Here is a 23,588-nt window from a genome sequence, read left to right on the forward strand (position 1 = left end):
GGCCTACGCGCGCAGCTGCTCCACCGCCGTCCGCGCGGCTTCCCCGATGGCGCGGTCGATCGCCGGCTCGCGGAGGTTCTCCGAGCCGCCGCGGGTGAAGACCGCGATCGCGTAGTCCGTGCCGTCCGGATAGGACGCGACGCCGATTTCGTTGCGCAGCCCCGGCATCGTGCCGGTCTTGCCCGCGACCGCGACCTCGGCGGGGAAGCCCGCGGTGAGCCGGTGCCAGTTCACCTGGCGGCCCATCAGGTCGCGGACCAGCGCGCAGGCCGACGGCGGCCCGGCCTCGTCGCGCCAGATCAGCGACAGCAGCTCGGTCATCTCGCGCGGGGTGCCGGCCGAGGTGCACGCGGGATCGAGGGCGCGCAGCGGCCGCCCGGCCTCGCCGTCGTCCAGGATCGTGCGCAGGACGTCACGCGGGCTGCCGAAGATCCGCGTCCCCGCCAGGCCCAGCTCGGCGGTCAGCGAGCGGACGTTTTCGACGCCGACGCGGTCGAAGAGCAGGTCGGCCGCGGTGTTGTCGGAGACCGAGATGGCCAGCCGGGCCGCGTCGCGCAGGCTGTACTCGACGTCGTCGGCACAGCCGGCCGAGCCCGCGCCGCCCAGCCGGTCCGCGGCCCGCGCGCGGACGCGGTCACGCGGGTCGAGCTGCCCGGCGGCGGCCTGCCGCGCGAATTCCAGCACCAGCGGGACTTTCACGACCGACGACAGCACCACCGGCTCGTCGATCCCGAAGCCGGTGTCCGGTCCGGCGCCGTCGACGCGGCGGGCGTGCAGGAAGCCCCGCACGCCCGCCGCGGTCAGGATTTCTTCAGGAGTCACACGGTCAGGATGGACCGCAGCCGGCCGACGTCGGCCATCCGGCGCTCCGCGAGCCGGTCGGCCGCGGCGGCCGGCGGGACTCCGTCGGCCTTCGCGAGCGCGTACACGGCCTTCGTGGTGTCGAAGATCGCCGTGGTTTTGCGCTGGGCGCGGGCGAAATCGAACCCGTGCCGCTCGTCGTCCACCTGGATCACGCCGCCGGCGTTGACCAGGTAGTCCGGCGCGAACAGGATGCCGCGGTCGGCCAGCAGCTTGTCGACGCCCGGGTGGGCCTGCTGGTTGTTCGCCGCGCCGCAGACGATCTTGGCCCGCAGCGCCGCGGCCGTCTCGTCGGTCAGCACGCCGCCCAGCGCGCACGGCGCGAACACGTCCAGCTCGGACCGGATCAGAGTGTCCACATCGGACACCACCTCGACGCCGGGGTACGCCGCCCGCGTGCGCTCGAGGGCCGGCGCCGAAACATCGGTGATCACGACCTGCGCCCCGGCCTCCACGAGGTGGCCGACCAGGATGTGCCCGACCTTGCCGACCCCGGCGACCCCGACCCGGCGCCCGGACAGCTCCGGCACGCCCCAGGTGTGGTCGGCGGAAGCGCGCATGCCCTGGTACACGCCGTACGCGGTGAGCACGGACGAGTCGCCGGCGCCACCGTCCTCCGGCGAGCGGCCGGTGACGAACCCGGTCTCGCGGGCCACCACGTCCATGTCCTGGACGTACGTGCCCACGTCGCAGGCCGTGATGTAGCGGCCGCCGAGCGACTGCACGAAGCGGCCGTACGCGCGCAGCAGCGCTTCGGACTTGATCGTGGCCGGGTCGCCGAGGATCACGGCCTTGCCGCCGCCAAGGTCGAGCCCGGCCAGCGCGTTCTTGTACGCCATGCCCTTGGACAGCGCGAGCACATCGTCGAGCGCCGCGTCCTCGGAGGCGTAGGGGTAGAAGCGGGTGCCACCGAGCGCGGGCCCCAGCGCGGTGGAATAGATGCCGATGATGGCCTTCAGGCCACTGGCCTCGTCGTGGCAGTACACGACCTGTTCATGGCCGCTGTGCCGGCCGAACACTCCTTCGGTCACGGTGGTGACTCCTTTGTCTACCGGCGCGCGGTTCGTGGCCGCGCGCAGTGTGAGGGTGGCTTGCGCGCGCTGCCCGGGCGAAGGTCGTCCGCCCGGGCAGCACGCACACCGCCAACCTAGATCCCCGCGCGCGGCGTGACCACCGGAGGTCGTCGGTATCCGGGAGCGGCTAGCCCGCGACCACCTTGCCGAGCGTCCCCATCGCCGTTTCCAGCTGGGTGTCCGAAAGGTACGGCGCGGGGCCGAACCTCAGGTGCTCGCCGCGGCTGTCGGTGCGGACGCCCTGTTCGGCCAGCGCCGCCCGCAGCCGTCCGGCCTCCGGGCTGCGCAGCGAAAGGAACCCGCCGAGCCGGCCCAGCGGCGTCTCGCGGTCGCGGGAGACGACGTCCGCGGGCAGGCCGAGGCCGTCGAAGCACTCCGCGAGCAGCCCGACCTGGTGCCGGGAGACCTCGCGCAGGAACTCCGGCGTCAGCCCGTGTTCGGCGAAGAACCGCATCACCCGCACACCGCGGTAGTGGCTGGACGGGTCGTAGGTGGCGCCCGCGAACCGGGTGCCGCCCGTGGCGTAGGCGACCTCGCCGGGACGGCGCGTCTCGGCGAGCGTGCCGAACTCCGCGTACCAGCCGGTCACCACCGGCCGCAGCTCCTGCGCGTGCGCGGGCAGCCGCAGGAAGCAGTTGCCCTCGCCGAGCTGGAGGTACTTGTACCCGCCGCCGAGCACCCAGGCGTTGGTCAGGCCCAGGTCGTGCAGTGAGAACGGGACCACGCCGAGCGCGTGGTAGGCGTCCACGACCAGCTCCACGGACCCGCCGAGGCAGGCGTCGGCGAGGTGCGCGAGCCCGGGCACCAGCCGTCCGGTCTCGAACAGCACGGCCGAGACGAACACCGCGGCGGTGTTCCCGTCGACCTCCGCGGCGATCCGCTCGGCGAGCGTCGGCACCGGCTCCACCGGGACGCGGACCACCTCGACGCCCTCCTCTTCGAGCCGCGAGAGCTGACGGCGCAGGGTGTGGAACTCACCGTCGGTGGTCACCAGCCGCGGCCGCTTCGGCAGCTCGATCGCCGACAGGAAGCGGACGACGAGCTCGTGCGTGCTCGCGCCGAGCGCGTACTCGCCGTGCGGGTCGGCGAGCAGCGCGCGGAACCCGCCACGCAGCTCGTCGGCCTTCGCGAACGCGCGGTCCCACTTCTCGTCGACGTCGCGGGCCGCGTCGGCGAAGGCCTCCAGCAGGCCCTCCTCGGCGACGTCCGGCCAGGCCTGGTGCGAATGCGCGGACAGCAGCAGCCGGTCGGCCACGCCGAAGCGCGAGTAGTGCGGCGCGAGCGCGTTCGGGGTGGCGCGCAAGGCTTCCAGCGAGGTCACAGTTGGCTCCGTACTGCCCAAAGGTCGGGGAACATCGGCTGGAAGAGGGTGGTGCGCAGGTAGGTCGCGCCGGACGAGCCACCCGTCCCGGTCTTGTCGCCGATGGTCCGTTCGACCATCTTCACGTGCCGGTAACGCCACTCCTGCATCCCTTCGTCGAGGTCGACGAGACACTCCGCGACCACTGATGGGCCGCCGTCGTCCTGGTAGACCTTCAGCAGTACCGCCTGCAGTTCGGAAGAGGGTTCCACCGGGCGGGTGACGTCTCGATCACAGCTGACGTCGTATCCGCGGGCCGACAAGTATTTGAGGAACGAATCGAACACCGACGGGCGCCCCATCGCGGCCGCGATCCGCTCGCGCTGGCCGCCGCCTTCGGGGTAATGCGCGAACACCCGCTCGTCGCGCCGGCCGAGCACCGCCTCCAGCTCGCGGAACTGCGCCGACTGGAAGCCGCTGGACGCGTCGAGCCGGGCGCGGAAACTGGTGAACTGGCTGGGGGTCATGGTCTCCAGCACGTCGATCTGCGCGACCACCACCTTCAGCACGGTCAGGATCCGCCGCAGTGTGCGGATCGAGTGCGCGGTCCGGCCGGCGGCCAGGCTCTCCTGGAGGAACTCGGCCTCGTGCAGGATCTGCTTGAACCACAGCTCGTACACCTGGTGGATCACGATGAACAACAGCTCGTCGTGCTCGTCGGAACGCGGGCGCTGGGCTTCCAGCAGCTCGTCGAGCGCGAGGTACGAGGTGTAGCTCAGCGCGGCCTGGGTGTCGGCGGTTCCGGTCATGGTGGTCCTCACCTCGTCGATAGGGTCCGGTCGAAATGGCGCTGCGCCGCGGGGGCCAGCGCCGTGTACAGGTCGTGGAACAGCGTGATGGCCGCCGCGCGCCGCCCGGGCGCGGGGATCAGCTCGCCGGGCAGCTCCGGGTCGAGTGAGGGGAACACGCGGAACGTGTGCACCAGCCGGGTCCGCGCGGAAAACGCTTCGGCGTCGCTGAGCTTTTCCCGGGGGCAGCGGCCGAATTCGGTGACAAAGGCGTCGTACCGCGCGGAAAGCTCGTCCAGGTCCCAGGCGCGCCCGGCGAAGCGGCGCACGTCGAGTGCCGCCGACGGGGTGCCGAGCATCAGCCCGGCGTGCTCGGTCACGTCCAGTTCGGCCAGCAGCGCGAGCACCTCGGCTTCCCGGTCGTGCGGCGCGATCCAGGTGCCGTCCTGCACCGGGCCGAAGCCGAGGAACCGCAGCCGCCGCACGAGCCGTTCTCTCGCCTGCCGCCGGCTTTCCGGGACGGCCGGCCACAGCACGGTCCAGGTGCCGGCGGGCCGGTCGCCGCGGCCGAGGCCGAAGATCCGCCGGTCGCCGTCGGCGAGCAGCGCGACGGTGCGCGGGGTCAGCGAGTAGTGCACCAGCCGCCCTTCGCGGTGCGGGGCGAGCAGGCCCCGGCGCACCAGCCGGGTCAGCGCGATCCGGGCGGCGCCGTCGGAGAAGCCCAGCTCGGTGAGCAGCGCGACGAGGCCGCCGGACCACACGCGCCGGCTCTCGCGCGGCGACACGTAGCTGCCCAGCAGCGTGATCACCAGCTCCTGCGGGCCGGCGGCGTTCGGTTCGGGCACGTGACGACTCTATACACCCCAGCCCGCTGCGGTGTAGCTTTCCGGGTGTGACCTGCTTCCCAGTGCGGAGAGGAGCCGGATGACGAGGCTGGTGGTCGTCACGGGCGGCACGCGCGGCATCGGCGCCGCGATCGCCGCGCGCTTCACCGAGGCCGGCGACACAGTGCTCGCCCCGGGCCGCCGCGAGTGCGACGTGACCGACGAGGCGGCCGTGCGCGCGTACTTCGCGGGAGTCGGCCCGGTGGACGTCCTGGTGAACAACGCCGGCGTTTCGTCGAGCGCGCCCACCGCGAAGACCACTTTGGACGATTGGCGGAGCCAGTTCTCGGTCAACGCCACCGGTGCCTTCCTGTGCACCCGCGAGGTGCTGGCGGGCATGCGGGAGCGCGACCGCGGCCGGATCGTCACGGTGGCCTCGACCGCGGGCCACGCCGGTTACCGTTACACCGCCGGGTACACGGCGTCGAAACACGCGGCGGTCGGGCTGATGCGCGCGGTTTCGGCGGAGGTGGCCGGCACCGGCGTGACGGCGAACGCGGTGTGCCCGGCGTTCGTGCGCACCGACATGACGGCGGATTCGATCGCCCGCATCCACGAGCGCACCGGCCGGGACGAGGCGGCCGCCGAAGCCGCGCTCGCCGCCTCGTCGCCGCTCGGGCGGCTGCTCGAACCCCGGGAGGTCGCCTTCGCGGTGGCCTTCCTGGCCGCGGACGAAGCCGCCGCCATCAACGGACAGACCCTCGTACTCGACGGTGGAGGAATCCAGAAATGAGCCCGTTCCGCGCCACGCCCCCGCTCACGAAATCGTGGGAGCACTTCGGTTTCACGGTGGACGACGGGGTCGCGACGCTGACCTTCGACCGGCCGGACAAGCTCAACGCGCTCACCTTCGACGTCTACGCGGACCTGCGTGACCTGGTGCTGGAGCTGCCGCACCGCGGCGACGTGCGGGTGCTGGTGATCACCGGCCGCGGCCGCGGCTTCTGCTCGGGCGGCGACGTCGAGGAGATCATCGGCGAGCTGCAGAAGATGGAGACGGCCGAGCTGCTGGAGTTCACCCGCATGACCGGCGCCGTGGTGAAGGCGCTGCGCGAGACGCCGATCCCGGTGATCGCGGCGGTCAACGGCATCGCCGCGGGCGCGGGCTCGGTGATCGCGCTGGCCAGCGACTTCCGGCTGCTGGCGCGCTCGGCGAAGTTCGCCTTCCTGTTCACCAAGGTCGGGCTGGCGGGCGCGGACATGGGCGCGGCGTACCTGCTGCCGCGCCTGGTCGGCCTCGGCCGCGCCACGGAACTGCTGATGCTGGGCGACAAGCTCGAGTCCGCCCGCGCCGAAACGATCGGCCTGGCCAGCCAGGTCGTCGAGGACGAAGAGCTGCCGGCCGCGGCGCAGGCGCTCGCCCGCCGTCTCGCCGACGGCCCGGCGCTGGCCTACTCCACCACCAAGGTCCTGCTGACCCGCGAACTCGACACCGACCTCGGCGGCGCCATCGAGCTGGAGGCGATCACCCAGGCGCTGCTCATGACCGCCAAGGACCACAAGGAGTTCTACGCCGCCTGGACGGCCGGTCGTAGTCCACAGTGGACGGGACGTTAACGGTAGGTCAGCAGCCCCGCGGTCTCCCCCTCGAAGTGCGGATGCTCGTTGAAGGTCAGCAGGTTCACCCCGCCGCGGCCCGAGGTCACCTTGGTGATGCCGCCGTTGACCGTGACGCGGTTCAGCTTCAGCAGGCCCGTCTCGGGCGCGCCCAGCAACGCGCCGCAGACCGCGCCGATCACGCCGCCGGAGGTGAACACGACCGCGTGCTCCCCCTTGCCGAGTGAAGCGACGACGTCGGCGAGCGCCTCCGTGCAGCGCGCGAGAAACGCGGGCCATGTCTCGGCGCACGGCCCACTCTCGCCCGCCTCGACCCAGGCGCGCAGTGCGGCGTCGAGCACGCTCTGGTACGCGCGGGAGTCTTCCTGCGCCGCGCCGCCGGCGTGGTGCCGGGCGATGTCGACGTGGTCGTACTCGTTCCAGCGCGGGTCTTCGACCACGGAAACGTCCGCGCCGAGCGTCTTCAACGCGGTCGCCGCGGTGTCCCGCTGCCGGGCCAGCGAACCGGAACGGGCCTGGCTGAACGTCACCCCGCGGCGCTTCAGCTCCGCACCGACCACAGTGGACTGTTCGAACCCGCGCTCGGACAACGCGTCGTAGTCCTCGGCACCGAACGAGGCCTGGCCGTGGCGGACGAGGTAGATGGCGCCCATTTCAGGCCCTTCCCTTCTTGATGACCTCGCGGCAGCGCCCTTCGAGGTAGCGGACGAACGGCCCGAAGTCCTTGAACGCCGGGTTGTGCGTGTCGCCGTCACGGTAACGGCGGTAGAGCTGCTGGATCACGACGGCGAGCCGGAACAGTCCGTACACCTCGTAAAACCGCCAATCGCCGACCTCGATGCCGGCGGCTTCGGCGTAGTGGGCGACGAACTCTTCGCGGGTGTACATGCCGGGCAGGTGCGTCGGCTGGCGCCGGCTGGCCTTCATCACGTCGTCGTCATCGGCCTGGACCCAGTAGGACAGGGTGCTGCCCAGCTCCATCAGCGGGTCGCCGAGGGTGGCCAGCTCCCAGTCCAGCACCCCGGTGACCTGAAGGGTCGCCGGGCCGTCGAGTACCAGGTTGTCGAGGCGGTAGTCGTTGTGCACCAAGCAGATCCGGGCCTCGCCGGGCTGGTTTTCCGTCAGCCAGCCGATCACCCCGGCGAAGTCGCCGACGTCGTCCGTGCGCGCCTTCCCGAAGCGCCCGGTCCAGCCGCGCACCTGGCGCTCGACGTAACCCGCGCCTTTGCCGAGGTCGGCCAGCCCGGCCGCGTCGACGTCCACCGAGTGCAGCTGCACCAGCCGGTCGACGACCCGGCCGGACAGCTCACGCGCCTGCCGCGGCGTCAGGTCGAGGCCCGCCGGCAGGTCGCCGCGCAGGATCAGGCCGCCGAGCCGCTCCATCACGTAGAAGTCGCCGCCCAGCGGGCCGTCTTCAGCCGTGCCGAACGCGAGCATCGCCGGCACGTACGGGAACACCGGCTTCAGCGCGCGCTGCACACGGTACTCACGCCGCATGTCGTGCGCCGAAACGGCTTTGCGGCCCGCGGGCGGGCGTCGCAGGATCAGCTCGCGGCCCGGGTACGCGAGCAGATACGTCAGATTGGACGCGCCACCGGGGAACTGCCGGACCACCGGCGGGCGGTCGCCGAGCCCCGATACGCGGCCGGACAGCCAGGCGTGCACGGCCGCGGCGTCGAAGGCGTCCTCGGCGCGGACGCCGACCGTTCCGTCGGCGTTTCCGGTGCTCACGCGAACCTCCTCAGCAGGCGCTCCGGGGCCAGCCGCACGGCCACCGCGAGCGGGACCCACGGCCACGACGGCACATACGCCAGCTTCGGCTCGGCCTCGACCGCTTTCGCCAGCGCGCGGGCACCGGCCTCCGCGGGAGTGGCCAGCGGGCTGCCGCCGGTCCGGTCGTACATCTCGGACTCGATGTAGCCGGGCCGGATCTCGGTGACCGCGATGCCCTTGCGGCGCAGTTCCGCCCGCGTGCCGGCCACAAACGCCGAGATGCCCGCTTTCGAGGCGGCGTACGCGGTGGAGTTCTTGGGCAGCCCGCGGATCGCCATGAACGAGGACAGCACCGCGAGGTGCCCTTCACGCTGCTCGCGGAAGATGCCGGCGGCGGCCTCGATCTGGGCGGCCGCGGCGACGAAGTTGGTCTCCAGCGTCTGCCGGTTGGCGTCGAACCGGCCGGTGCCGACCGGCCGGCCCTTGCCGAGGCCCGCGTTGACGATCACGCGGTCCAGCGAGCCGAGATCGGCGCGAAACCGGTCGAACACGGTGAAAACGCGGTCGTGCTCGTTCACGTCGAGGCTGCTGGTGAAGACCGTGATGCCCGGGTACGCCGCCCTGAGTTCGGCGGCCAGCGCGTCGAGCCGGTCGGTGCGCCGCGCGCAGAGCGCGAGGTTGCGGCCGCGGGCCGCGAACTGCCGGGCCATGCCCTCGCCGAGGCCCGAGCTGGCGCCGGTGATCAGGATGTTCTGCCGCAGGACCATGAAGCGGATCCTACCGGCTGGTAACCAAACCGGTGGCCCGGCGCTGGGGGCATCGCCGGGCCACCGGTACCAGGTACGGCCATCGGCGGTGCGCGGGGCGCGGTCCGGCAGCCGGGGCCGAAGAAGACGCCGCGCCGGGGGCCCGGGCGCGACGGGTACGAAGGCCATACAAACTCGACCGCCCAGGTCAGGGCAATGGTTCACAGTTGCCAGTACTAGGCCGTTCGCTCCAGCGACCGGGCCCTGAGCAGGGCGGGACCCTGCTAACGTCTGCGTGTCGGCTTGGGCACTCCAGGTGAACGGACCAGCGGCGGGGACGGTCGGATCAGGACATGGCGGGTGGAGCTGCGAACGGCGCCGGACCGGGCGCGGCGGACGCGCGGACCGCGTTCGCGACCGCGCTGCGGGCCGCCATCGCCACCAGCGGGCTCTCGCTCGACCGGATCCAGGCCCGGCTGCGGGCCCGCGGCACGGCGGTGAGCGTCACCGCGCTGAGCTACTGGCAGTCCGGCAAGCGCCAGCCCGAACGGTCCGGTTCCCTTTCGGCGGTGCGGGTGCTGGAGGAGATCCTCGGCGTGCCCACCGGTTCGCTGCTCGGCCTGCTGCCGCCGCCCCGGCCGCGGGGCAGCGCGGCGCGGCGGGACCGCGCCGGCGAGGAGCCGCTCACCTTCACCCGCGAGACGCTGCAGCCGCTGCTCGACCGCGTCGGCGCGCCGAACGCTTTGGACCAGCAGAACCAGCTGAAGCTCGTCGGCCTGCACGACCTGTGCGAGATCGCCGAGGACGGCGGCCAGCGCTCGGTCACCGCGCGGGCGGTGTTCCAGGCCGGCGCGGACGGCCAGGACCGCTGGCTTCTGGTGTACGCCCAAGGAGACGCGGCGACGGTGCCCGAGCTGCACGCGGTCCGCAACTGCCGCGTCGGCCGCGCCGAAGTGGACGACGCGCACGGAATCCTCGTCGCCGAGCTGCTCTTCGAGCGCAGCGTGGACCGCGGTGAGACGCATCTGATCGAGTACTCGCTGACCAATTCGGGCCCGCCGTACCCGGAATGCCGGAACACGCACTACCGCGAATTCCGGCGGCCCGTGCGCGAATACCTGCTGGAGGTCCGTTTCACGCCCGAAGCGGTGCCCGAGCGGTGCTGGCAGTACGCCCGCCCCAACGAGGGAACGCCGTCCCGCCGCCGTCTGGAACTCGACGGCGGGCACGGCGTCCACGCGGTGGCTTTGGACTTCGGGCCGGGCATCTACGGCATCGAATGGGAATGACGCCTCAGCTCAGCTTGGAGCGCAGGACCTTCCCGGTGGCGTTGCGCGGCAGCTCCTCCAGGAACTCGACGTCGCGCGGGACCTTGTAGCGGGCCAGGTTGGCCTTCACGTACTCGCGCACGCCCTCGACGTCCAGCGTCGATTCCCCGGTCCGCACGACAAAAGCCTTGAGGCGCTGGCCGAAGTCCGCGTCCTCGACGCCGATCACGGCCGCCTCCACGACGTCCTCGCGCTCGACGAGCAGGTTCTCCACCTCGATCGGGAACACGTTCTCGCCGCCGGAGACGATCATCTCGTCGTCGCGGCCGTCGATGAAGAGCAGGCCTTCTTCGTCGAAGTGGCCGACGTCGCCGCTGGAGAGCAGGCCGTCGATGATCTCCTTGTGCCGACCGTCGGTGTAGCCGCCGAAGCTGAGGCCGCTGCCGGCGAACACCCGCGCCGTCACGTGCGGTTCGGTGATCTTCTTGCCGGTCTCGTCATACAGCGCGACGCGGCAGCCCACCGGCGCGCGGCCGACCGTGCCGGGTGCGCGCTGCCAGTCCTCCGGCGTCGCGACGGTGACGACCGCGACCTCCGTGGAGCCGTACAGGTTGTGCACGACGGGGCCGAACTCCTCGTTCGCGCGGTTGCCGAGGTCCGGTGACAGCGCGGAGCCCGCGACGAAGATGATCCGCAGGCACGAGGTGTCGTACTTCGCGCGGGTCTGCGCGGGCAGGTCGACGATCCGCTGCAGCATCGTCGGCACCAGGACCAGCGCGGTGCAGCGGTGCTCGGCGATGCCCTTGAGCGCCTCCTCCGGGCTGAACTTCCGCCGCATCACCACGGTGCAGCCGAGCGCGAAGGACAGGATGAACTGCGAAAGCCCCGTGCCGTGGAACAGCGGAGCGCCCATGTACGTCGCTTCGCCGGCGCGCAGCGGGATGCGGTCCAGGAACTGGGCGGACGCCAGTGCCGAGGTGTGCGGCCGCGGCGCGCCCTTGGGCGTTCCGGTGGTCCCGCTGGTGAGCAGCACGAACCCGCCGGGCTTGACCGGTGAGGGCATCGGCCGGTCGTCGGTGCTGGCGATGATCTCGTCGAGCACCGGGATGGCCCGGCCGGCGTGGTCCTGGCCCTGGTCGACCCAGGCCAGGTACCGGTCGACCGACGGCGAGATCGCGTCCAGCAGGCCGGTGAACTCCTGGTCGTAGACGAGCGCCGTGACGCCTTCACGCTCCGCGACGTCGGCCAGCTGCGGCTTCGCGAACCCGGTGTTCATCAGCAGGAGGCGCGCGCCGAGCTTGCCGGACGCGGCCATGGTCAGCACCAGCCCGCGGTGGTCGCGGCACAGCGCGGCGATCACCGAGCCCGGGCCGAGGCCGCGCTCGGACCAGGCCCTGGCCAGCGCGTTCGACTGGTCGTCGAGCTGTTTGAAGGTGAGCGGGCCGAGCTCGTCGACGATCCCGACGGCCGTGGGGTCGCGGCGGGCGGCGATGTGGTTGGCCCCGGCGAACGGGCCGTACCGCCGGATGGCGACCAGCGACCGCACCCCCTCGTCGAGGCGGGGGAACGGCACCAGGCCGGCGCGGCGCATCACGTCGACGCTGCGGACGGTCTCCGTCACCTTGTCCGTGACCAGGCTGGCGAGCTCGGACACACCGGCCGGGTATCTCATCCGGGCACCTCCGTTGCTGCGGCGGGAGAGAGAGCCACACCGCCGTCGGCGTACCGGCGGTATGGGGGCTACTCGACAGTAGCCGAAGCCGGGCCGGGCCGCACCAGGCAGTCGCGGCCGGGTTCGGCGGCCGGAATTGTCGGTGCCTTCGCGCACAATGCGGGGGTGCAGGTGATCACCGGGCAGGAGGAGGACTCCGGCTACACGATCGACGACCCTTCGGGCCCGCTGACCGGGCTGTCCGAAGCCGAGTGGGTGGCCGAGGTGCGGCGGCGGGAGGCGGACGGGGCACCGCGGTGGGTGTTCCCGTCGGTGGCGGCGCTCTACCCGGTGCTGGTCGCGGCCGGGGTCCGGGTGCAGCGGTGCCACGACCTCAGCCTGGCCGAGGGACTGCTGCTGGCGTACGACGGAGAGGAGGGGCAGTCGCGGAGCCTGCGCGCGGCGTGGGCGCGGGCCAACAGGGAGGAGCCGCCGGACGACGGGCCCGCTTTCAGTGGCGGTGGCGCCGGCGAGGCGGCGCAGCCGACGCTGTTCTCACCGCGCGGGCCGGGGCTGCCGGCCGGGGTGACGGTGCTGGCTGCCACGCGGCGGGTGCTGGCGGAGCAGGAGAAGCGCGTCGCGGCCCTGCCCTCGCCCGGGCGGATGCGGCTGCTGCTGGCCGCGGAGTCCGCGAGCGCGCTGGCCGCGGAGGAGATGACGGCCGACGGGCTGCCGTGGCGGGCGGACCTGCACCTGGAGCTGCTCGAACGGCGGCTGGGGCCACGGGTCCCGGCCGGGCAGCGGCCGAAGGCGCTGGTGGACCTGGCCGCGCGGATCACCGAGGCGTTCGGCGGCCGGGCGGTGAACCCGGACTCGCCGCCGAGCGTGGTGCGGGCGCTGGCGCGCGAAGGCATCGAGGTGCCCTCGGCCCGCAAGCACTTCCTGCGAGAGATCGACCATCCCGCCGTGGAACCGTTGCTGGAGTACAAGGAGCTGTCCCGGCTGCACTCGGCCAACGGCTGGGCGTGGCTCGAGGAATGGGTCGGCGAAGGGCGTTTCCGGCCGCACTACATCGTGGGCGGCGTGGTGTCGGGGCGCTGGGCCACGCGCGGCGGCGGGGCGTTGCAGATCCCGAAGGTGCTGCGCACGTGTGTCCGGGCGGATCCGGGCTGGTCGCTCGTGGTGGCCGACGCGGCGCAACTGGAGCCGCGGGTGCTCACGGCGCTGTCCGGCGACCGCCGGCTCGCGGAGGTCGCCGCGGCCACGGACCTGTATGCCCGGCTGGGCGAGGCGCTGTTCTCCGGCGCGAGGTACGTGCCGGTGGTCGCCGGCGACACGCGTGACGACCGGTCGAAGGCGAAGATCGCGATGCTGTCGGCCATGTACGGCGGCACCTCGGGCGAGGCCGGTCCGCTGCTGGCGTTGCTGCGCCAGCGTTTCCCGGACGCCGTGTCCTATGTGGAGCATGCCGCGGCGGCGGGCGAACGCGGCGAGCGCGTGCGCTCCCGGCTGGGCCGCACCTCCCCCGCCCCGTCGGCCGCCTGGCGCGCGCTGACCGGCGGCGTCGCCGACGACGAGGCGGCGGAAACCCGCGCCCGCCGCGCGTCCCGGGGCTGGGGCCGGTTCACCCGCAACTTCGTCGTGCAGGCCAGCGCGGCGGACATGACCGCGGTGCTGCTCGCGACCCTGCGCCAGCGGCTCCCCGCCCCCGCCCACCTCGTGTTCTTCCAGCACGACGAGGTCATCGTGCACACCCCGGCCGCCCTCGCCGGCGAAGTGTCGGACCTCATCGAGGCCTGCGTGGCGGAAGCCGCCCGCCTCCTGTTCGGCGAGGCCTGCCCGGTCCGGTTCCCGATGCACATCGCCCCGGTGGAGACGTACGCGGACGCGAAGTAGGCGACCGCCGATCTGTTGGCAGAATGGTCACTCGGCCGACCTGGGGGGGGATCGATGGCGCGCACACCTTCCCGGACCGCGAACGCGCCCTGGACGGCCGTCCCGCTGTTGTTCGGGCTCCCCTGCTGGCTTACCTCGCGGGCGGCGCGCTCACGGCGGTCGGCGAAGTCCGGGAGCGGTGCGCGAAGGAGATCGTCCCCGCCAGTGCACCGCTCGATCACCTGGACGGCGGCTTCCTGCCCCTGCACTGGACCTGCGTCTTCCAGGACGGCACCACCTACGAGGGCGTCCCGTCCTGGACCAATCCACTGGTGTTCGGCGCGCTGGGCGGCATCGTGGCCTGCGTGGGGGCGAGCACCGCGCTGGATCGGCGTTTTCGGCGCAGGTCGGGAAAGCCTCCCACCGTGAAGTAGGCAGCCGGTGACGGTGCGGCGGGGAGGTCGTGCCTCCCCGCCGCACTGCCTCAGCTGGTCGGCAGGGCCCATTTCTGGCTGTCGGCCGCCGTGCAGGTGGTGATCACCAGTTGCTGCCCGTCACCCGGGTTGTCCAGGCATTTGCCGCTCTGCAAGGAAAGCAGTGTGCCGTCGGACTGCCCGAGCCAGGTCTGGTTCGGGCCGCCGTTGCAGTCCCACAGCTCGACCTTCGTCCCGTCGGCCGTGCCCTGCCCGAAGACATCGAGGCATTTGCCGCGTGAGGACACCGCGCCGTTGTCGACGGTCCAGGTCTGCTGGGCCGAGCCGGTGACACACGGGGCGGCCGTGACGGCGGCGCCGTTCGTCGCGGCGGGGCTGCCGTCGGCGCAGGCCGAGCCGGCGGTGATCGGCCCGGTCGGCGGGGTGGTCGACCCGCTGCCCGGGGTGACCGCGAAGTTGTCGAACTCCGCGGTCTGGTAACCGGTGAGCCCGATCCCGGCCTGGCCGCTGGTCCACCAGCCGTCGGTCGCGGAGCCGGCCGGCTTGCCGTCCACCGTGCCGGTGATCCGGTTGCCCTGGAAGGTGACCGAAAGGGTGTGCCACTGCCCGACGCCGATCGCCGTCGTCTGTCCACTCGCGATGGTGGTGTACGTGCCCTTGGTGTCACTGCGGACGATCGACCAGGCGCCGGCGTCGGAAACGCGGAACCAGTAGGCGTTCTGGTCGGCCTGCGGGCGGGACTGGGTGTTCGCCCGGCCGAGCAGCTCCGCGGTCCCCGGCTTCGCGAGCCGGACGTCGGCGGACACCGTGTAGTTGCCCCACTTCGGGTCGCCGATCATCGAGTACGCGTCGGAGTCGTCCTGCCAGATGATCGGCCGGATCGGCGCCATCTGCCGCAGGCAGCTGCCCGCGCGGCCGGTGCAGGGCTGGACCTCGTACGAGCCCTGCATGTCCGCGAAGTACTTGGCCTCCTTGCCCTTCGGGTAGCCGTTGAAGTCGTCCGCGTACGGCAGCTTCATGCCACCGGACGCCGGGCTGCTCGCGGTGCCCTTGCCCTGGCCCGTGGTGGTCGAGATCGTATAGACGGTGTTCGGCTGCAAGGTGAGCGAGAACCTGCCGTTGGCGGGACGGATGTCCTGCAGGTGCGCGAAGTCCGGGCCGGTGCCGAGATCGGTGGCCCAGACGTGCACGGTGCCGGTCGAGAGCCCGCCGGCGACGGTGAACGACGCCGTCTGCGCGGCGGTCGCGGTGGTGGTCTCGAGGATGGTCGAGTAATCGCGCCGGTTCGGCGACTTCAGGGTGACGTAACTGCCGTTGGCGCGGTCGCCGCCGAGGTAGCCGCTGGCGCTGTCGATGAAGGTCCAGCCCGGTTGCGTGAACTGCGTGACCTGCGCGGTGGCCCAGGTGCTCTTGCCGAGGCTGTACGCGCCGGACCACGGCTCGGGGGCGACGGCGAGCCCGACCGTGCTGTACGGCAGGTTCGGCGTGATCGCGGCGAGCAGCGGCCAGTTGAGGTAGGCGGTCATCTTCGCGTCGAGGTACCCGCGGGTGATCGACCGGATCAGCGCCGGTGTGCCCTGGCTGATGTCCTGCGAGCCGTTTTCACTGGCCCACAAGGGTTTTCCGGTCGCGGTGGCCGCGGGGGTGGTGGCGCAGGTGATCGCGTCGCCGCCGTCACCGCCGCTGCACGGGTAGTGCGCGCCGACGATGTCGACCGCCTTGGCCAGCGCCGGGTCCTTCACCATGTCGTCGGCGATGCCCCAGTCGGAGTCGGCGCCGACGACCTTGATCTTCGAGTGGCCGTTCGCGGCCAGCGCGGTGTGGAGCTTTTCGTACCACCCGGCGTCGTAACCGCGTTCGTTCCAGCCGCCGAGCAGGCTGATGTCCAGGTGGTGCTGCTTCGCGCAGCCGAGCCAGGTCATCAGGTAGCCGATGGTGTCCTGGGACCAGAAGTTGCCGCCGCCGAGCCAGCCGGGCGCGGTCCAGGCGAGGCCGTACAGCTCGATGCGCGGATTGCGTTTGACGGCCTGCTCGGCCAGCCACCATTCGTAACCGCCGTCGCAGTTCACCGCGCCCTTGGTGTGCTCGATCGAGGGCTCGGCGCCGTCGGTGGAGTTCGCGTCGCCGCCGATCTCGAGCTTCAGCAGCTGGAGGTCGGCGCCGTAACCGGGTTTGAACAGGTAGTCGAGGATCTGGCTGCGCTGCGGCTCGGGGTAGTCGATGAGCAGCCGCGAGTTGCCGCCGCCACCGCTGATCGCGCCGATTCCGTCGAACGTGCGGCCGCCTTGGGCTCCGTCGATCTTGACGGCGGTGGTGACGGCGGCCGGGCCGGTCCCGGTGGCGTCGGCGGGGGTCTGCACCGACGCGAGCATCAGCGACGCGGCCAGTAGAGCCAGGACTTTTCTGCGCATGAGGCTTCGTCTCCAGTCGTCCGACAACGTTGTCAACGGGACGTCCTCTTAGCGAAATACACCGGCGGGGTGGTGTCAACCCTCCGTGGGTCACCTTGCGACGAGCGGCCCGGAAGCCCGAAAACCCAGTCTTGTCAAGGGGTTCCGGCCATCCTGGCCACCAGTCTGGCCGGTGCCGGCCTACGCCTCGAGCGCGTCGTCCAAGGCCTTCGTGATGCGCTTCAGCGAGACCGGATGCGCGGTCCCCAGGGTCTGGGCGAAGAACGAAACCCGGAGTTCCTCGATCATCCAGCGCACCTCACGCAACGCCGGGGAAGACGTGCCCGGCGCCACGGCGGCCAGCGCCGCGCGGTACTCGCCGGTGATCCAGGCGACGTCGGCCGTGCGCTGGAGATCGCGGGTCGGCTCGGTGGGCAGCTTCTCCAGGCGGCGCTCGATGCCGCGCAGGTACCGGACCACGTGACGCAGCCGCGGCGCGCCGGTCTCGGTCACGAAACCCGCGTACACCAAGCCGTCCAGCTGCGCGCGGATGTCGGCCAGCGACTCCGCCGGGCCGCGCGCGTCCGGCAGCCGCGTCTCGACGTCGTTGGCGGCGCGCAGGATGCGCTCCACCTCCGTCAGCACGTCCAGCACGGCCGGGTTGAGGCCCGCGCGCACCTGCTCCAGCAGCTTCGCGAAACCGGCCTCGGCCCAGACCGGGCCGCCGGCCGCGGCCATCAGCGAGTCCACCGCGCAGTCGACGCAGTCCTCCAGCAGCGCGGCCACGCTGCCGTGCGGATTGCGGTTCAGCACCAGCTTCGAGGAGTTCGACAGCGAGCGGGTGATGAACTTCATCGGCGAGTTCAGGTTCAGCCGCAGCATCCGCCGCGTGCCGGCCCACATCGCGTGCTCCTGCTGCGCCGGGGTGTCCAGCAGCCGCACGGCCACGGACGCGCCCTCGTCCACCAGCGCCGGGTACGCCTTGACGTCGTGCCCGCGCTGCGTCGAAGCGAACACCTTCGGCAGCTCGCCGAACGCGGGCGCGGTCAGCCCGGCCTTCTCCAGGCTGTTCGCCGCCCGGGAGATCGTCTCGCGCACGCGCGGGGCCAGCCGCCGCTTGAGCTCCTCGACGTCCTTGTCCTCGGCGACCTTCTTGCCCCGCTCGTCGACGATCCGGAACGTCATCCGCAGGTGCTCCGGCGCCGCCGCGAGGTCCCACGCGGAATACGGCACCGCCACGCCACGCAGTGCCTCCAGCTCGTCCGACAGCACGTCGACCAGCGGACCGTCCGAAGGGGACACTCGCGAAAGGACGTACTTCGCGGTGTCCGGCGCCGGCACGAAGTTGCGCCGCAACGCTTTCGGCAGTGATTTGATCAGCTGCGTCGCCAGTTCCTCGCGCAGGCCGGGCACCTGCCAGTCGAAACCGTCGGCGGTCACCTGGTTCAGCACCGGCAGCGGGATGTGCACGGTGACGCCGTCCGCGTCCGCGCCCGGCTCGAACTGGTAGGTGAGCTTGAAGACCAGCGAGCCCTGCGTCCACGAGTCCGGGTAGTCCGACTCGCGCACCCCGCCCGCGGTTTCGTTGATCAGCATGGACTTCTCGAACGACAGCGCGTCCGGATCGTCGCGGCGGGCCTTCTTCCACCAGCTGTCGAAGTGCCGCACCGAAACCACGTCGGCCGGCACGCGCTGGTCGTAGAACTCGAACAGCGTCTCGTCGTCGACCAGGATGTCGCGGCGCCGCGCCCGGTTCTCCAGGTCCTCGACCTCGTCGAGCAATGCGCGGTTCTCGGCGAAGAACTTGTGGTTCGTCTGCCAGTCGCCCTCCACCAGCGCGTGGCGGATGAACAGCTCGCGCGAGAGCTCGGGGTCGATGCGGCCGTAGTTCACGCGCCGGTCCGCGATCAGCGGGACGCCGTACAGCGTCACCTTCTCCACCGCCATCACCGCGCCCTGCTTGCGCTCCCAGTGCGGCTCGGAGTAGTTGCGCTTGACCACGTGCGCGGCCAGCGGCTCGACCCACTCCGGCTCGATCCGCGCGTTGACCCGGCCCCACAGCCGCGAGGTCTCGACCAGCTCGGCCGACATCACCCAGCGCGGCTGCTTCTTGAACAGCGACGAGCCCGGGAACACGCCGAACCGCGCGCCGCGGGCGCCGAGGTAGTCGCCCTTCGCCGGGTCTTTGAGCCCGATGTGCGAAAGCAGCCCGGCGATCAGCGAGGTGTGCACCCGCTGCGGCTCGGCCGGCGTGGTGTTCAGCGCGATGCCCAGCGGCTTCGCGAGCTGACGGAGCTGGCTGAAGATGTCCTGCCACTCACGCACGCGCAGGTAGTTGAGGTACTCGCTGCGGCACAGCCGGCGGAACTGGTTGCCGGTCAGCGCCTTCTGCTGCTCGGCCAGGTAGTCCCAGAGCTTGAGGTAGGCCAGGAAGTCCGACGTGGGGTCGGCGAACCGGGCGTGCTGGGCGTCGGCCGCCTGCTGCTTCTCCGCCGGCCGCTCGCGCGGGTCCTGAATGGACAGTGCGGCGGCGATGATCATCACCTCGCGCACGCAGCCATTGCGCGAAGCCTCCAGCACCATGCGCGCCATCCGCGGGTCCACCGGCAGCAGCGCGAGCTGACGCCCGGTCTCGGTCAGGCGGGTGGTCTCGTTCGCGTCGAACGCGCCCAGCTCCTGCAGCAGCTGCACCCCGTCGGCGATCTGGCGGCGGTCCGGCGGCTCCACGAACGGGAACGCGGCCATGTCGCCGAGCCCGAGCGAGGTCATCTGCAGGATCACCGACGCCAGGTTGGTGCGCAGGATCTCCGGGTCGGTGAACTCGGGCCGGGCGTCGAAGTCGTCCTCGGAGTACAGCCGGATGCAGATGCCGTCCGAAGTACGGCCGCAGCGGCCCTTGCGCTGGTTGGCCGACGCCTGCGAGACGGGCTCGATCGGCAGCCGCTGCACCTTCGTGCGGTGGCTGTAGCGGGAGATGCGCGCGGTGCCCGGGTCGATCACGTACTTGATGCCCAGCACGGTCAGCGACGTCTCGGCGACGTTCGTGGCCAGCACGACGCGGCGGCCGGTGTGGCGCTGGAACACCCGGTGCTGATCCGCCGAGGAAAGCCGCGCGTACAGCGGCAGCACCTCGGTGTTGCGCAGGTCCATGCGGTTGAGCACATCCGCGGTGTCGCGGATCTCGCGCTCGCCGGAGAGGAACACCAGCACGTCGCCCGGGCCCTCGGCGCACAGCTCCTCGACGGCCTCGGCGATGGCCTGCGTCTGGTCGCGGTCCGGGTCGGCTTCGGGATCGTCCGGGTCGACGAGCGGCCGGTAGCGCACCTCGACCGGGTAGGTGCGGCCGGAGACCTCGACGATCGGCGCCTTGTCGAAGTGCTGGGAGAACCGCTCCGGGTCGATGGTCGCCGAGGTGATGATCACCTTGAGGTCGGGGCGGCGCGGCAGCAGCTGTTTGAGGTAGCCGAGGATGAAGTCGATGTTGAGGCTGCGCTCGTGGGCCTCGTCGATGATCAGCGTGTCGTACTGGCGCAGCATCGGGTCGGTCTGGATCTCGGCCAGCAGGATGCCGTCGGTCATCAGCTTGACCAGGGTGTCCTGTCCGGACTGGTCGGTGAAGCGGACCTTGTAGCCGACGGCCTCGCCCAGCTCGGTCTTCAGCTCGCCGGCGATCCGGTCGGCGACCGTGCGCGCGGCCAGCCGCCGCGGCTGGGTGTGCCCGATCTGGCCGCGGATGCCCCGGCCCAGCTCCAGGCAGATCTTCGGCAGCTGCGTGGTCTTGCCCGACCCGGTCTCCCCCGCGACGATCACCACCTGGTGGTCGCGGATCGTGTCGCCGATCTCGTCCTTCAACCGGCTGACCGGCAGCTCGGCCGGGTATTCGATCTTCGGCACGTTCTCGCGCCGCCGCCGCACGCGCAGCTCGGCGGTCTCGAAATCGGCCGCCAGCTTTTCGGCCACGGCGTGGGCGTCACGGGCCCGGCGGGCGCCGTCCAGCCGCCGCCGAAGCCGATGCTCGTCACGCGACATCAACTCGGGCAGCCGGGCGCGCAGCGCTTCGAGCGGGGATTGAGTGGACATACTTGTTACGAGGATAGCCGTGCGTGACGGACGGGGCTCCTGAATATGCCCCTCACGACAATGCCCGTGCGGACGCGGGCAGCAGACGCCGTGGCAGCAGCCAGGTCAGCCGGTCCGAGCGCAGCACCGCCAGCGGGCCGATCACCGCGAGGAGCAGGACGTAACCCGCGACGAACGGGGCCACCCGCTCGTCCAGGCCGGCCGTCGTGGCCATCGCCGCCAGCACCAGGGAGAACTCGCCCCGGGTCAGCACCGTCAGCCCGATGTTCACCCCCGCCTGCCGGTCGAACGAGTGCAGCCGGGCCGCGAAGGCGCCCGCGGCGAGGTTGAGCACCAGCGTCAGCGCGACGGCCGCGAGCACCGGCAGCACCACCGTCCCGACCGCCCGCGGGTCGATGGACAGGCCGAAGATGAAGAAGAACAGCGCGCCGAACGCGTCGCGCAGCGGCAGGACCAGCTTGTGCACGCGCGGGGCGACCTTCGAGCCGCCGAGCATCATGCCGACCATGAACGCGCCGATCGCGTCGGACACGCCGACCTCCTCGGCGACGGCGGCCCCGAGCACGGCGACGCCGACGAAGCAGACCGTCAGCAGCTCGTCGTCCGCCGAGCCGAAGAGCTTCGAGACCGCGCGGCCGCCCCAGCGGGCGAGCGCGGCCAGCACCAGGAGGAAGCCGAACGCCTTGCCGAAGTCGGCCAGGACCGCGCTGAAGCCGTCCGCCCCGCTGAGCACCGGCTGCAGCAAGGCCAGGTAGAGCGCCAGGAACAGGTCCTCCAGCACGATGATGCCCATGATCAGCCGGGACTCGGGGTTGTTCAGCCGCCGGGTTTCGAGCAGCAGTTTCGTGACGATCGCGGACGAGGAGATGCCGATGGCGCCGGCGATCACCAGCGCCTCGCGCGAGCCCCAGCCCAGCGTGAAGCCGAACGCGAGCCCGCCGCCGACGTTGAGCAGCAGGTAGCCCAGCCCGGCGCCGACGAGCCGTCTGCCGCCGCGCGCGAGGTCGTCGAGGGAGAATTCGAGGCCGAGGTAGAACAGCAGGAACACCAGGCCGAGGGCGGCCAGCACGCCGAGCTCGCCCGGGTTGTCCACAAGGGACAGACCGGGGGTGTTGGGGCCGAAGACGAAACCGGCCAGCATGAAGAGGGGGATCGTCGGCAGCCCGATGCGGGCGCCGAGGCGGGCAACGACTCCGGCGGCGAGGAACGCGCCGCCGACGGCCAGCAAAGCATGACCGTTGCTCATGGGGACTCCTCCGGAGCTTGAGTACGGGGCGGTCAGGGCGTACTCAGCTGAGCGGCGGACCGCGGGCCTCGGGCGCGCGCACCGGCCGGAAGGGGGCGGCCAGACGGGTTTCCGCGACGACCACGCCGACGGCCGGGCGCGGCGGCGGCACCACGGCGGGCGGTTCGGCGAATGGCAGCGGATGCGGCGCGTGCAGCGCCGGCCGGTGCCCCGGCACGGCCGCCGGGGCGGGCGCCGCGGCGCGTGCCGGGTGCGCCCCCGCAGAAGTATTCGAAACCGTTGCGGCGGAGGGGAAAGTGCCGCCCAGGACCAGGGCGAGCAGCATCAGCAGGAGGATGGACCGGTGCCGTGGCGCGGAGGCGACGGCAGCAGTCATCGTGCCACCACTTTACCATCTCTTTAACGTCCATTGTGGACCCGCTCGGCGAGAGATCGGTCACGTGCGGGAGCCGTTCCGGCGGTAGCATCGGCGCCACACCTACCGGGAGGCGGACCGATGGCCGACTACGACGTGGTCCTGTTCGGCGCCACGGGCTTCACCGGCGGTTTGACGGCGGAGCACCTGGCCCGCTCGGCCCCGCCCGGCTGCCGCTGGGCACTGGCGGGCCGCAACCCCGGCAAGCTGGAGGCGCTGCGCACCCGGCTCGCGGAGACCGACGACCGGCTCGGCGACCTGCCGCTGCTGACCGCGGACGTCACGGACGAGGCCTCGCTGCGGGCCGTCGCCGCGGCCGCGAAGGTCGTGATCACCACGGTCGGCCCGTACCTGGAATACGGCGAGCCGCTGGTCGCGGCGTGTGCCGCCGAGGGCACCGACTACGTCGACCTGACCGGCGAGCCCGAGTTCGTCGACCGGATGTACGTCGCCTACCACGCGAAGGCCGCCGAGACCGGCGCGCGGCTGGTCCACTGCTGCGGCTTCGACTCGATCCCGCACGACCTCGGCGCCCACTACACCGTCCGGCAGCTGCCCGAAGGCGTCCCGCTCCAGGTGGACGGCTACGTGCGCGTGGGCGCGCGGCCCTCGGGCGGCACCCTCCTGACGGCGATGACGTCGTTCGGGCGTTACCCGCAGATGACGCGCGCGGCCCGTGAACGCGCCGCGGCCGAGCCCGCGCTCGCCGGCCGAGCCGTCCACACGCCGGCGGGCACTCCGCACCGCGCACCCGGGACCGGGCACTGGGCCGTGCCGCTGCCCTCGATCGACCCGCAGATCGTGGGGCACTCGGCCCGCGCCTCCGAACGGTACGGGCCCGACTTCCGTTACCGGCACTTCGCCGCGTTCGCGCACCTGCCTTCGGTCGCCGCGGGTGCCGTCGGAATGGGCGCGCTCCTCGCGGCCTCCCAGGTGCCGCCGGCCCGCCGGGCGCTCTCGCGGCTGCTCGCACCCGGGCAGGGCCCGAGCCCGGAACGCCGGGCGCAGTCGTGGTTCTCGGTGCGCTTCGAGGGCACCGGCGGCGGTGAGCACGTGACCACGGAGGTCTCCGGCGGCGACCCCGGTTACGACGAGACGGCGAAGATGCTCGGCGAGTCCGCGCTGTGCCTCGCCTTCGACGAGCTGCCGGAGACCGCGGGCCAGGTCACCACCGCCACCGCGATGGGCGACGCGCTGATCGGGCGGCTCACCCGCGCCGGGATGACCTTCCGGACGCTGTGACCTGCGCGGCGACCCGGGTCGTGTAAGCGGACCGGGCCTCGGGGTCCAGCGCCCGGTCGTCACCG

The 23,588-nt window shown here is 71.9% G+C and carries 19 protein-coding genes; 6 read left to right on the forward strand and 13 right to left on the reverse strand.

Translation table 11 applies throughout. The features are described from left to right. Window positions 1–3: 3 nt before the first annotated feature. The 5 genes from BMY97_RS36555 to BMY97_RS36575 all read right to left on the reverse strand — a co-directional run bounded on the left by BMY97_RS36555 (window position 4) and on the right by BMY97_RS36575 (window position 4,867). Window positions 4–822: a serine hydrolase gene (locus tag BMY97_RS36555; protein ID WP_091626579.1), complete on the reverse strand. Its 819-nt coding sequence runs from the start codon at window positions 820–822 to the stop codon at window positions 4–6. Then, window positions 819–1,892, reverse strand: coding sequence for a Glu/Leu/Phe/Val dehydrogenase dimerization domain-containing protein (locus BMY97_RS36560; protein WP_091626581.1), 1,074 nt, complete (start codon window positions 1,890–1,892; stop codon window positions 819–821). The genes BMY97_RS36555 and BMY97_RS36560 overlap by 4 nt, the downstream gene beginning before the upstream one ends. Before the next feature lie 169 nt (window positions 1,893–2,061). Further along, window positions 2,062–3,255, reverse strand: coding sequence for a kynureninase (locus BMY97_RS36565; RefSeq protein WP_091626584.1), 1,194 nt, complete (start codon window positions 3,253–3,255; stop codon window positions 2,062–2,064). Then, window positions 3,252–4,043 carry a tryptophan 2,3-dioxygenase gene (locus BMY97_RS36570; RefSeq protein WP_091626586.1) on the reverse strand — a complete coding sequence of 264 codons (792 nt, stop codon included), beginning with the start codon at window positions 4,041–4,043 and terminating at the stop codon, window positions 3,252–3,254. Before BMY97_RS36570 ends, BMY97_RS36565 begins: the two co-directional genes overlap by 4 nt. 8 nt (window positions 4,044–4,051) lie before the next feature. After that, complete coding sequence (locus BMY97_RS36575; protein ID WP_091626589.1) at window positions 4,052–4,867, reverse strand: PaaX family transcriptional regulator; 816 nt, start codon at window positions 4,865–4,867, stop codon at window positions 4,052–4,054. Between the two features lie 79 nt (window positions 4,868–4,946). Between BMY97_RS36575 and BMY97_RS36580 the strand changes: the two genes are divergently transcribed. Next, window positions 4,947–5,639: an SDR family NAD(P)-dependent oxidoreductase gene (locus BMY97_RS36580; RefSeq protein ID WP_091626592.1), complete on the forward strand. Its 693-nt coding sequence runs from the start codon at window positions 4,947–4,949 to the stop codon at window positions 5,637–5,639. Then, window positions 5,636–6,463 carry an enoyl-CoA hydratase family protein gene (locus tag BMY97_RS36585; RefSeq protein WP_091626594.1) on the forward strand — a complete coding sequence of 276 codons (828 nt, stop codon included), beginning with the start codon at window positions 5,636–5,638 and terminating at the stop codon, window positions 6,461–6,463. The genes BMY97_RS36580 and BMY97_RS36585 overlap by 4 nt, the downstream gene beginning before the upstream one ends. On the opposite strand, the gene BMY97_RS36590 is transcribed toward BMY97_RS36585, so the two are convergent. The 3 genes from BMY97_RS36590 to BMY97_RS36600 are packed head-to-tail and all read right to left on the reverse strand — an operon-like array spanning window position 6,460 to window position 8,943. Beyond that, entirely contained in the window at window positions 6,460–7,116 is a 657-nt protein-coding gene (locus BMY97_RS36590) for a histidine phosphatase family protein (protein WP_091626597.1), read from the reverse strand. The genes BMY97_RS36585 and BMY97_RS36590 overlap by 4 nt on opposite strands. A 1-nt stretch (window position 7,117) precedes the next feature. Next, window positions 7,118–8,194 carry a phosphotransferase family protein gene (locus BMY97_RS36595; protein WP_091626599.1) on the reverse strand — a complete coding sequence of 359 codons (1,077 nt, stop codon included), beginning with the start codon at window positions 8,192–8,194 and terminating at the stop codon, window positions 7,118–7,120. Further along, window positions 8,191–8,943: an SDR family oxidoreductase gene (locus BMY97_RS36600; protein ID WP_091626602.1), complete on the reverse strand. Its 753-nt coding sequence runs from the start codon at window positions 8,941–8,943 to the stop codon at window positions 8,191–8,193. Before BMY97_RS36600 ends, BMY97_RS36595 begins: the two co-directional genes overlap by 4 nt. A gap of 332 nt (window positions 8,944–9,275) precedes the next feature. Between BMY97_RS36600 and BMY97_RS36605 the strand changes: the two genes are divergently transcribed. Further along, complete coding sequence (locus tag BMY97_RS36605) at window positions 9,276–10,211, forward strand: hypothetical protein (RefSeq protein ID WP_091626605.1); 936 nt, start codon at window positions 9,276–9,278, stop codon at window positions 10,209–10,211. A 4-nt stretch (window positions 10,212–10,215) separates the two neighbouring features. On the opposite strand, the gene BMY97_RS36610 is transcribed toward BMY97_RS36605, so the two are convergent. Next, window positions 10,216–11,862 (reverse strand): acyl-CoA synthetase, encoded by a 1,647-nt coding sequence (locus BMY97_RS36610; protein WP_091626608.1) that lies wholly within the window; start codon window positions 11,860–11,862, stop codon window positions 10,216–10,218. Between the two features lie 165 nt (window positions 11,863–12,027). Between BMY97_RS36610 and BMY97_RS36615 the strand changes: the two genes are divergently transcribed. Both BMY97_RS36615 and BMY97_RS36620 read left to right on the forward strand, forming a co-directional pair. Further along, a complete protein-coding gene (locus BMY97_RS36615; protein WP_091626611.1) occupies window positions 12,028–13,737 on the forward strand; it encodes a bifunctional 3'-5' exonuclease/DNA polymerase in 1,710 nt (569 codons plus the stop codon). Between the two features lie 23 nt (window positions 13,738–13,760). Then, complete coding sequence (locus tag BMY97_RS36620; protein WP_091626614.1) at window positions 13,761–14,150, forward strand: hypothetical protein; 390 nt, start codon at window positions 13,761–13,763, stop codon at window positions 14,148–14,150. A 50-nt stretch (window positions 14,151–14,200) separates the two neighbouring features. Here BMY97_RS36620 and BMY97_RS36625 read toward each other — a convergent pair whose 3' ends face one another. The 4 genes from BMY97_RS36625 to BMY97_RS36640 form a co-directional block, all read right to left on the reverse strand. Beyond that, window positions 14,201–16,561, reverse strand: coding sequence for a ricin-type beta-trefoil lectin domain protein (locus BMY97_RS36625; protein WP_245787689.1), 2,361 nt, complete (start codon window positions 16,559–16,561; stop codon window positions 14,201–14,203). A gap of 180 nt (window positions 16,562–16,741) precedes the next feature. Further along, entirely contained in the window at window positions 16,742–20,569 is a 3,828-nt protein-coding gene (hrpA, locus tag BMY97_RS36630; protein WP_425425384.1) for an ATP-dependent RNA helicase HrpA, read from the reverse strand. 103 nt (window positions 20,570–20,672) lie between these two features. Beyond that, window positions 20,673–21,866, reverse strand: coding sequence for a cation:proton antiporter (locus tag BMY97_RS36635; protein ID WP_091626619.1), 1,194 nt, complete (start codon window positions 21,864–21,866; stop codon window positions 20,673–20,675). A gap of 43 nt (window positions 21,867–21,909) precedes the next feature. Next, on the reverse strand, window positions 21,910–22,242 hold the full coding sequence (locus tag BMY97_RS36640; RefSeq protein WP_091626622.1) for a hypothetical protein: 333 nt from the start codon (window positions 22,240–22,242) through the stop codon (window positions 21,910–21,912). A 120-nt stretch (window positions 22,243–22,362) separates the two neighbouring features. On the opposite strand from BMY97_RS36640, the gene BMY97_RS36645 reads away from it, so the two are divergent. Continuing rightward, a complete protein-coding gene (locus BMY97_RS36645) occupies window positions 22,363–23,523 on the forward strand; it encodes a saccharopine dehydrogenase family protein (protein ID WP_091626625.1) in 1,161 nt (386 codons plus the stop codon). Window positions 23,524–23,588: the final 65 nt, after the last annotated feature.

This window comes from Amycolatopsis saalfeldensis (assembly GCF_900110575.1).
Taxonomy (GTDB): domain Bacteria; phylum Actinomycetota; class Actinomycetes; order Mycobacteriales; family Pseudonocardiaceae; genus Amycolatopsis; species Amycolatopsis saalfeldensis.

Bases quoted from the DNA above. Each gene is read 5' to 3' on its own strand.
- BMY97_RS36605 (WP_091626605.1), top strand. From the start codon at position 9,276: ATGGCGGGTGGAGCTGCGAACGGCGCCGGACCGGGCGCGGCGGACGCG.
- BMY97_RS36625 (WP_245787689.1), bottom strand. From the start codon at position 16,561: ATGCGCAGAAAAGTCCTGGCTCTACTGGCCGCGTCGCTGATGCTCGCG.
- BMY97_RS36610 (WP_091626608.1), bottom strand. From the start codon at position 11,862: ATGAGATACCCGGCCGGTGTGTCCGAGCTCGCCAGCCTGGTCACGGAC.
- BMY97_RS36645 (WP_091626625.1), top strand. From the start codon at position 22,363: ATGGCCGACTACGACGTGGTCCTGTTCGGCGCCACGGGCTTCACCGGC.
- hrpA (WP_425425384.1), bottom strand. From the start codon at position 20,569: ATGTCGCGTGACGAGCATCGGCTTCGGCGGCGGCTGGACGGCGCCCGC.
- BMY97_RS36580 (WP_091626592.1), top strand. From the start codon at position 4,947: ATGACGAGGCTGGTGGTCGTCACGGGCGGCACGCGCGGCATCGGCGCC.
- BMY97_RS36620 (WP_091626614.1), top strand. From the start codon at position 13,761: ATGGTCACTCGGCCGACCTGGGGGGGGATCGATGGCGCGCACACCTTC.
- BMY97_RS36640 (WP_091626622.1), bottom strand. From the start codon at position 22,242: ATGACTGCTGCCGTCGCCTCCGCGCCACGGCACCGGTCCATCCTCCTG.
- BMY97_RS36570 (WP_091626586.1), bottom strand. From the start codon at position 4,043: ATGACCGGAACCGCCGACACCCAGGCCGCGCTGAGCTACACCTCGTAC.
- BMY97_RS36635 (WP_091626619.1), bottom strand. From the start codon at position 21,866: ATGAGCAACGGTCATGCTTTGCTGGCCGTCGGCGGCGCGTTCCTCGCC.
- BMY97_RS36600 (WP_091626602.1), bottom strand. From the start codon at position 8,943: ATGGTCCTGCGGCAGAACATCCTGATCACCGGCGCCAGCTCGGGCCTC.
- BMY97_RS36585 (WP_091626594.1), top strand. From the start codon at position 5,636: ATGAGCCCGTTCCGCGCCACGCCCCCGCTCACGAAATCGTGGGAGCAC.
- BMY97_RS36590 (WP_091626597.1), bottom strand. From the start codon at position 7,116: ATGGGCGCCATCTACCTCGTCCGCCACGGCCAGGCCTCGTTCGGTGCC.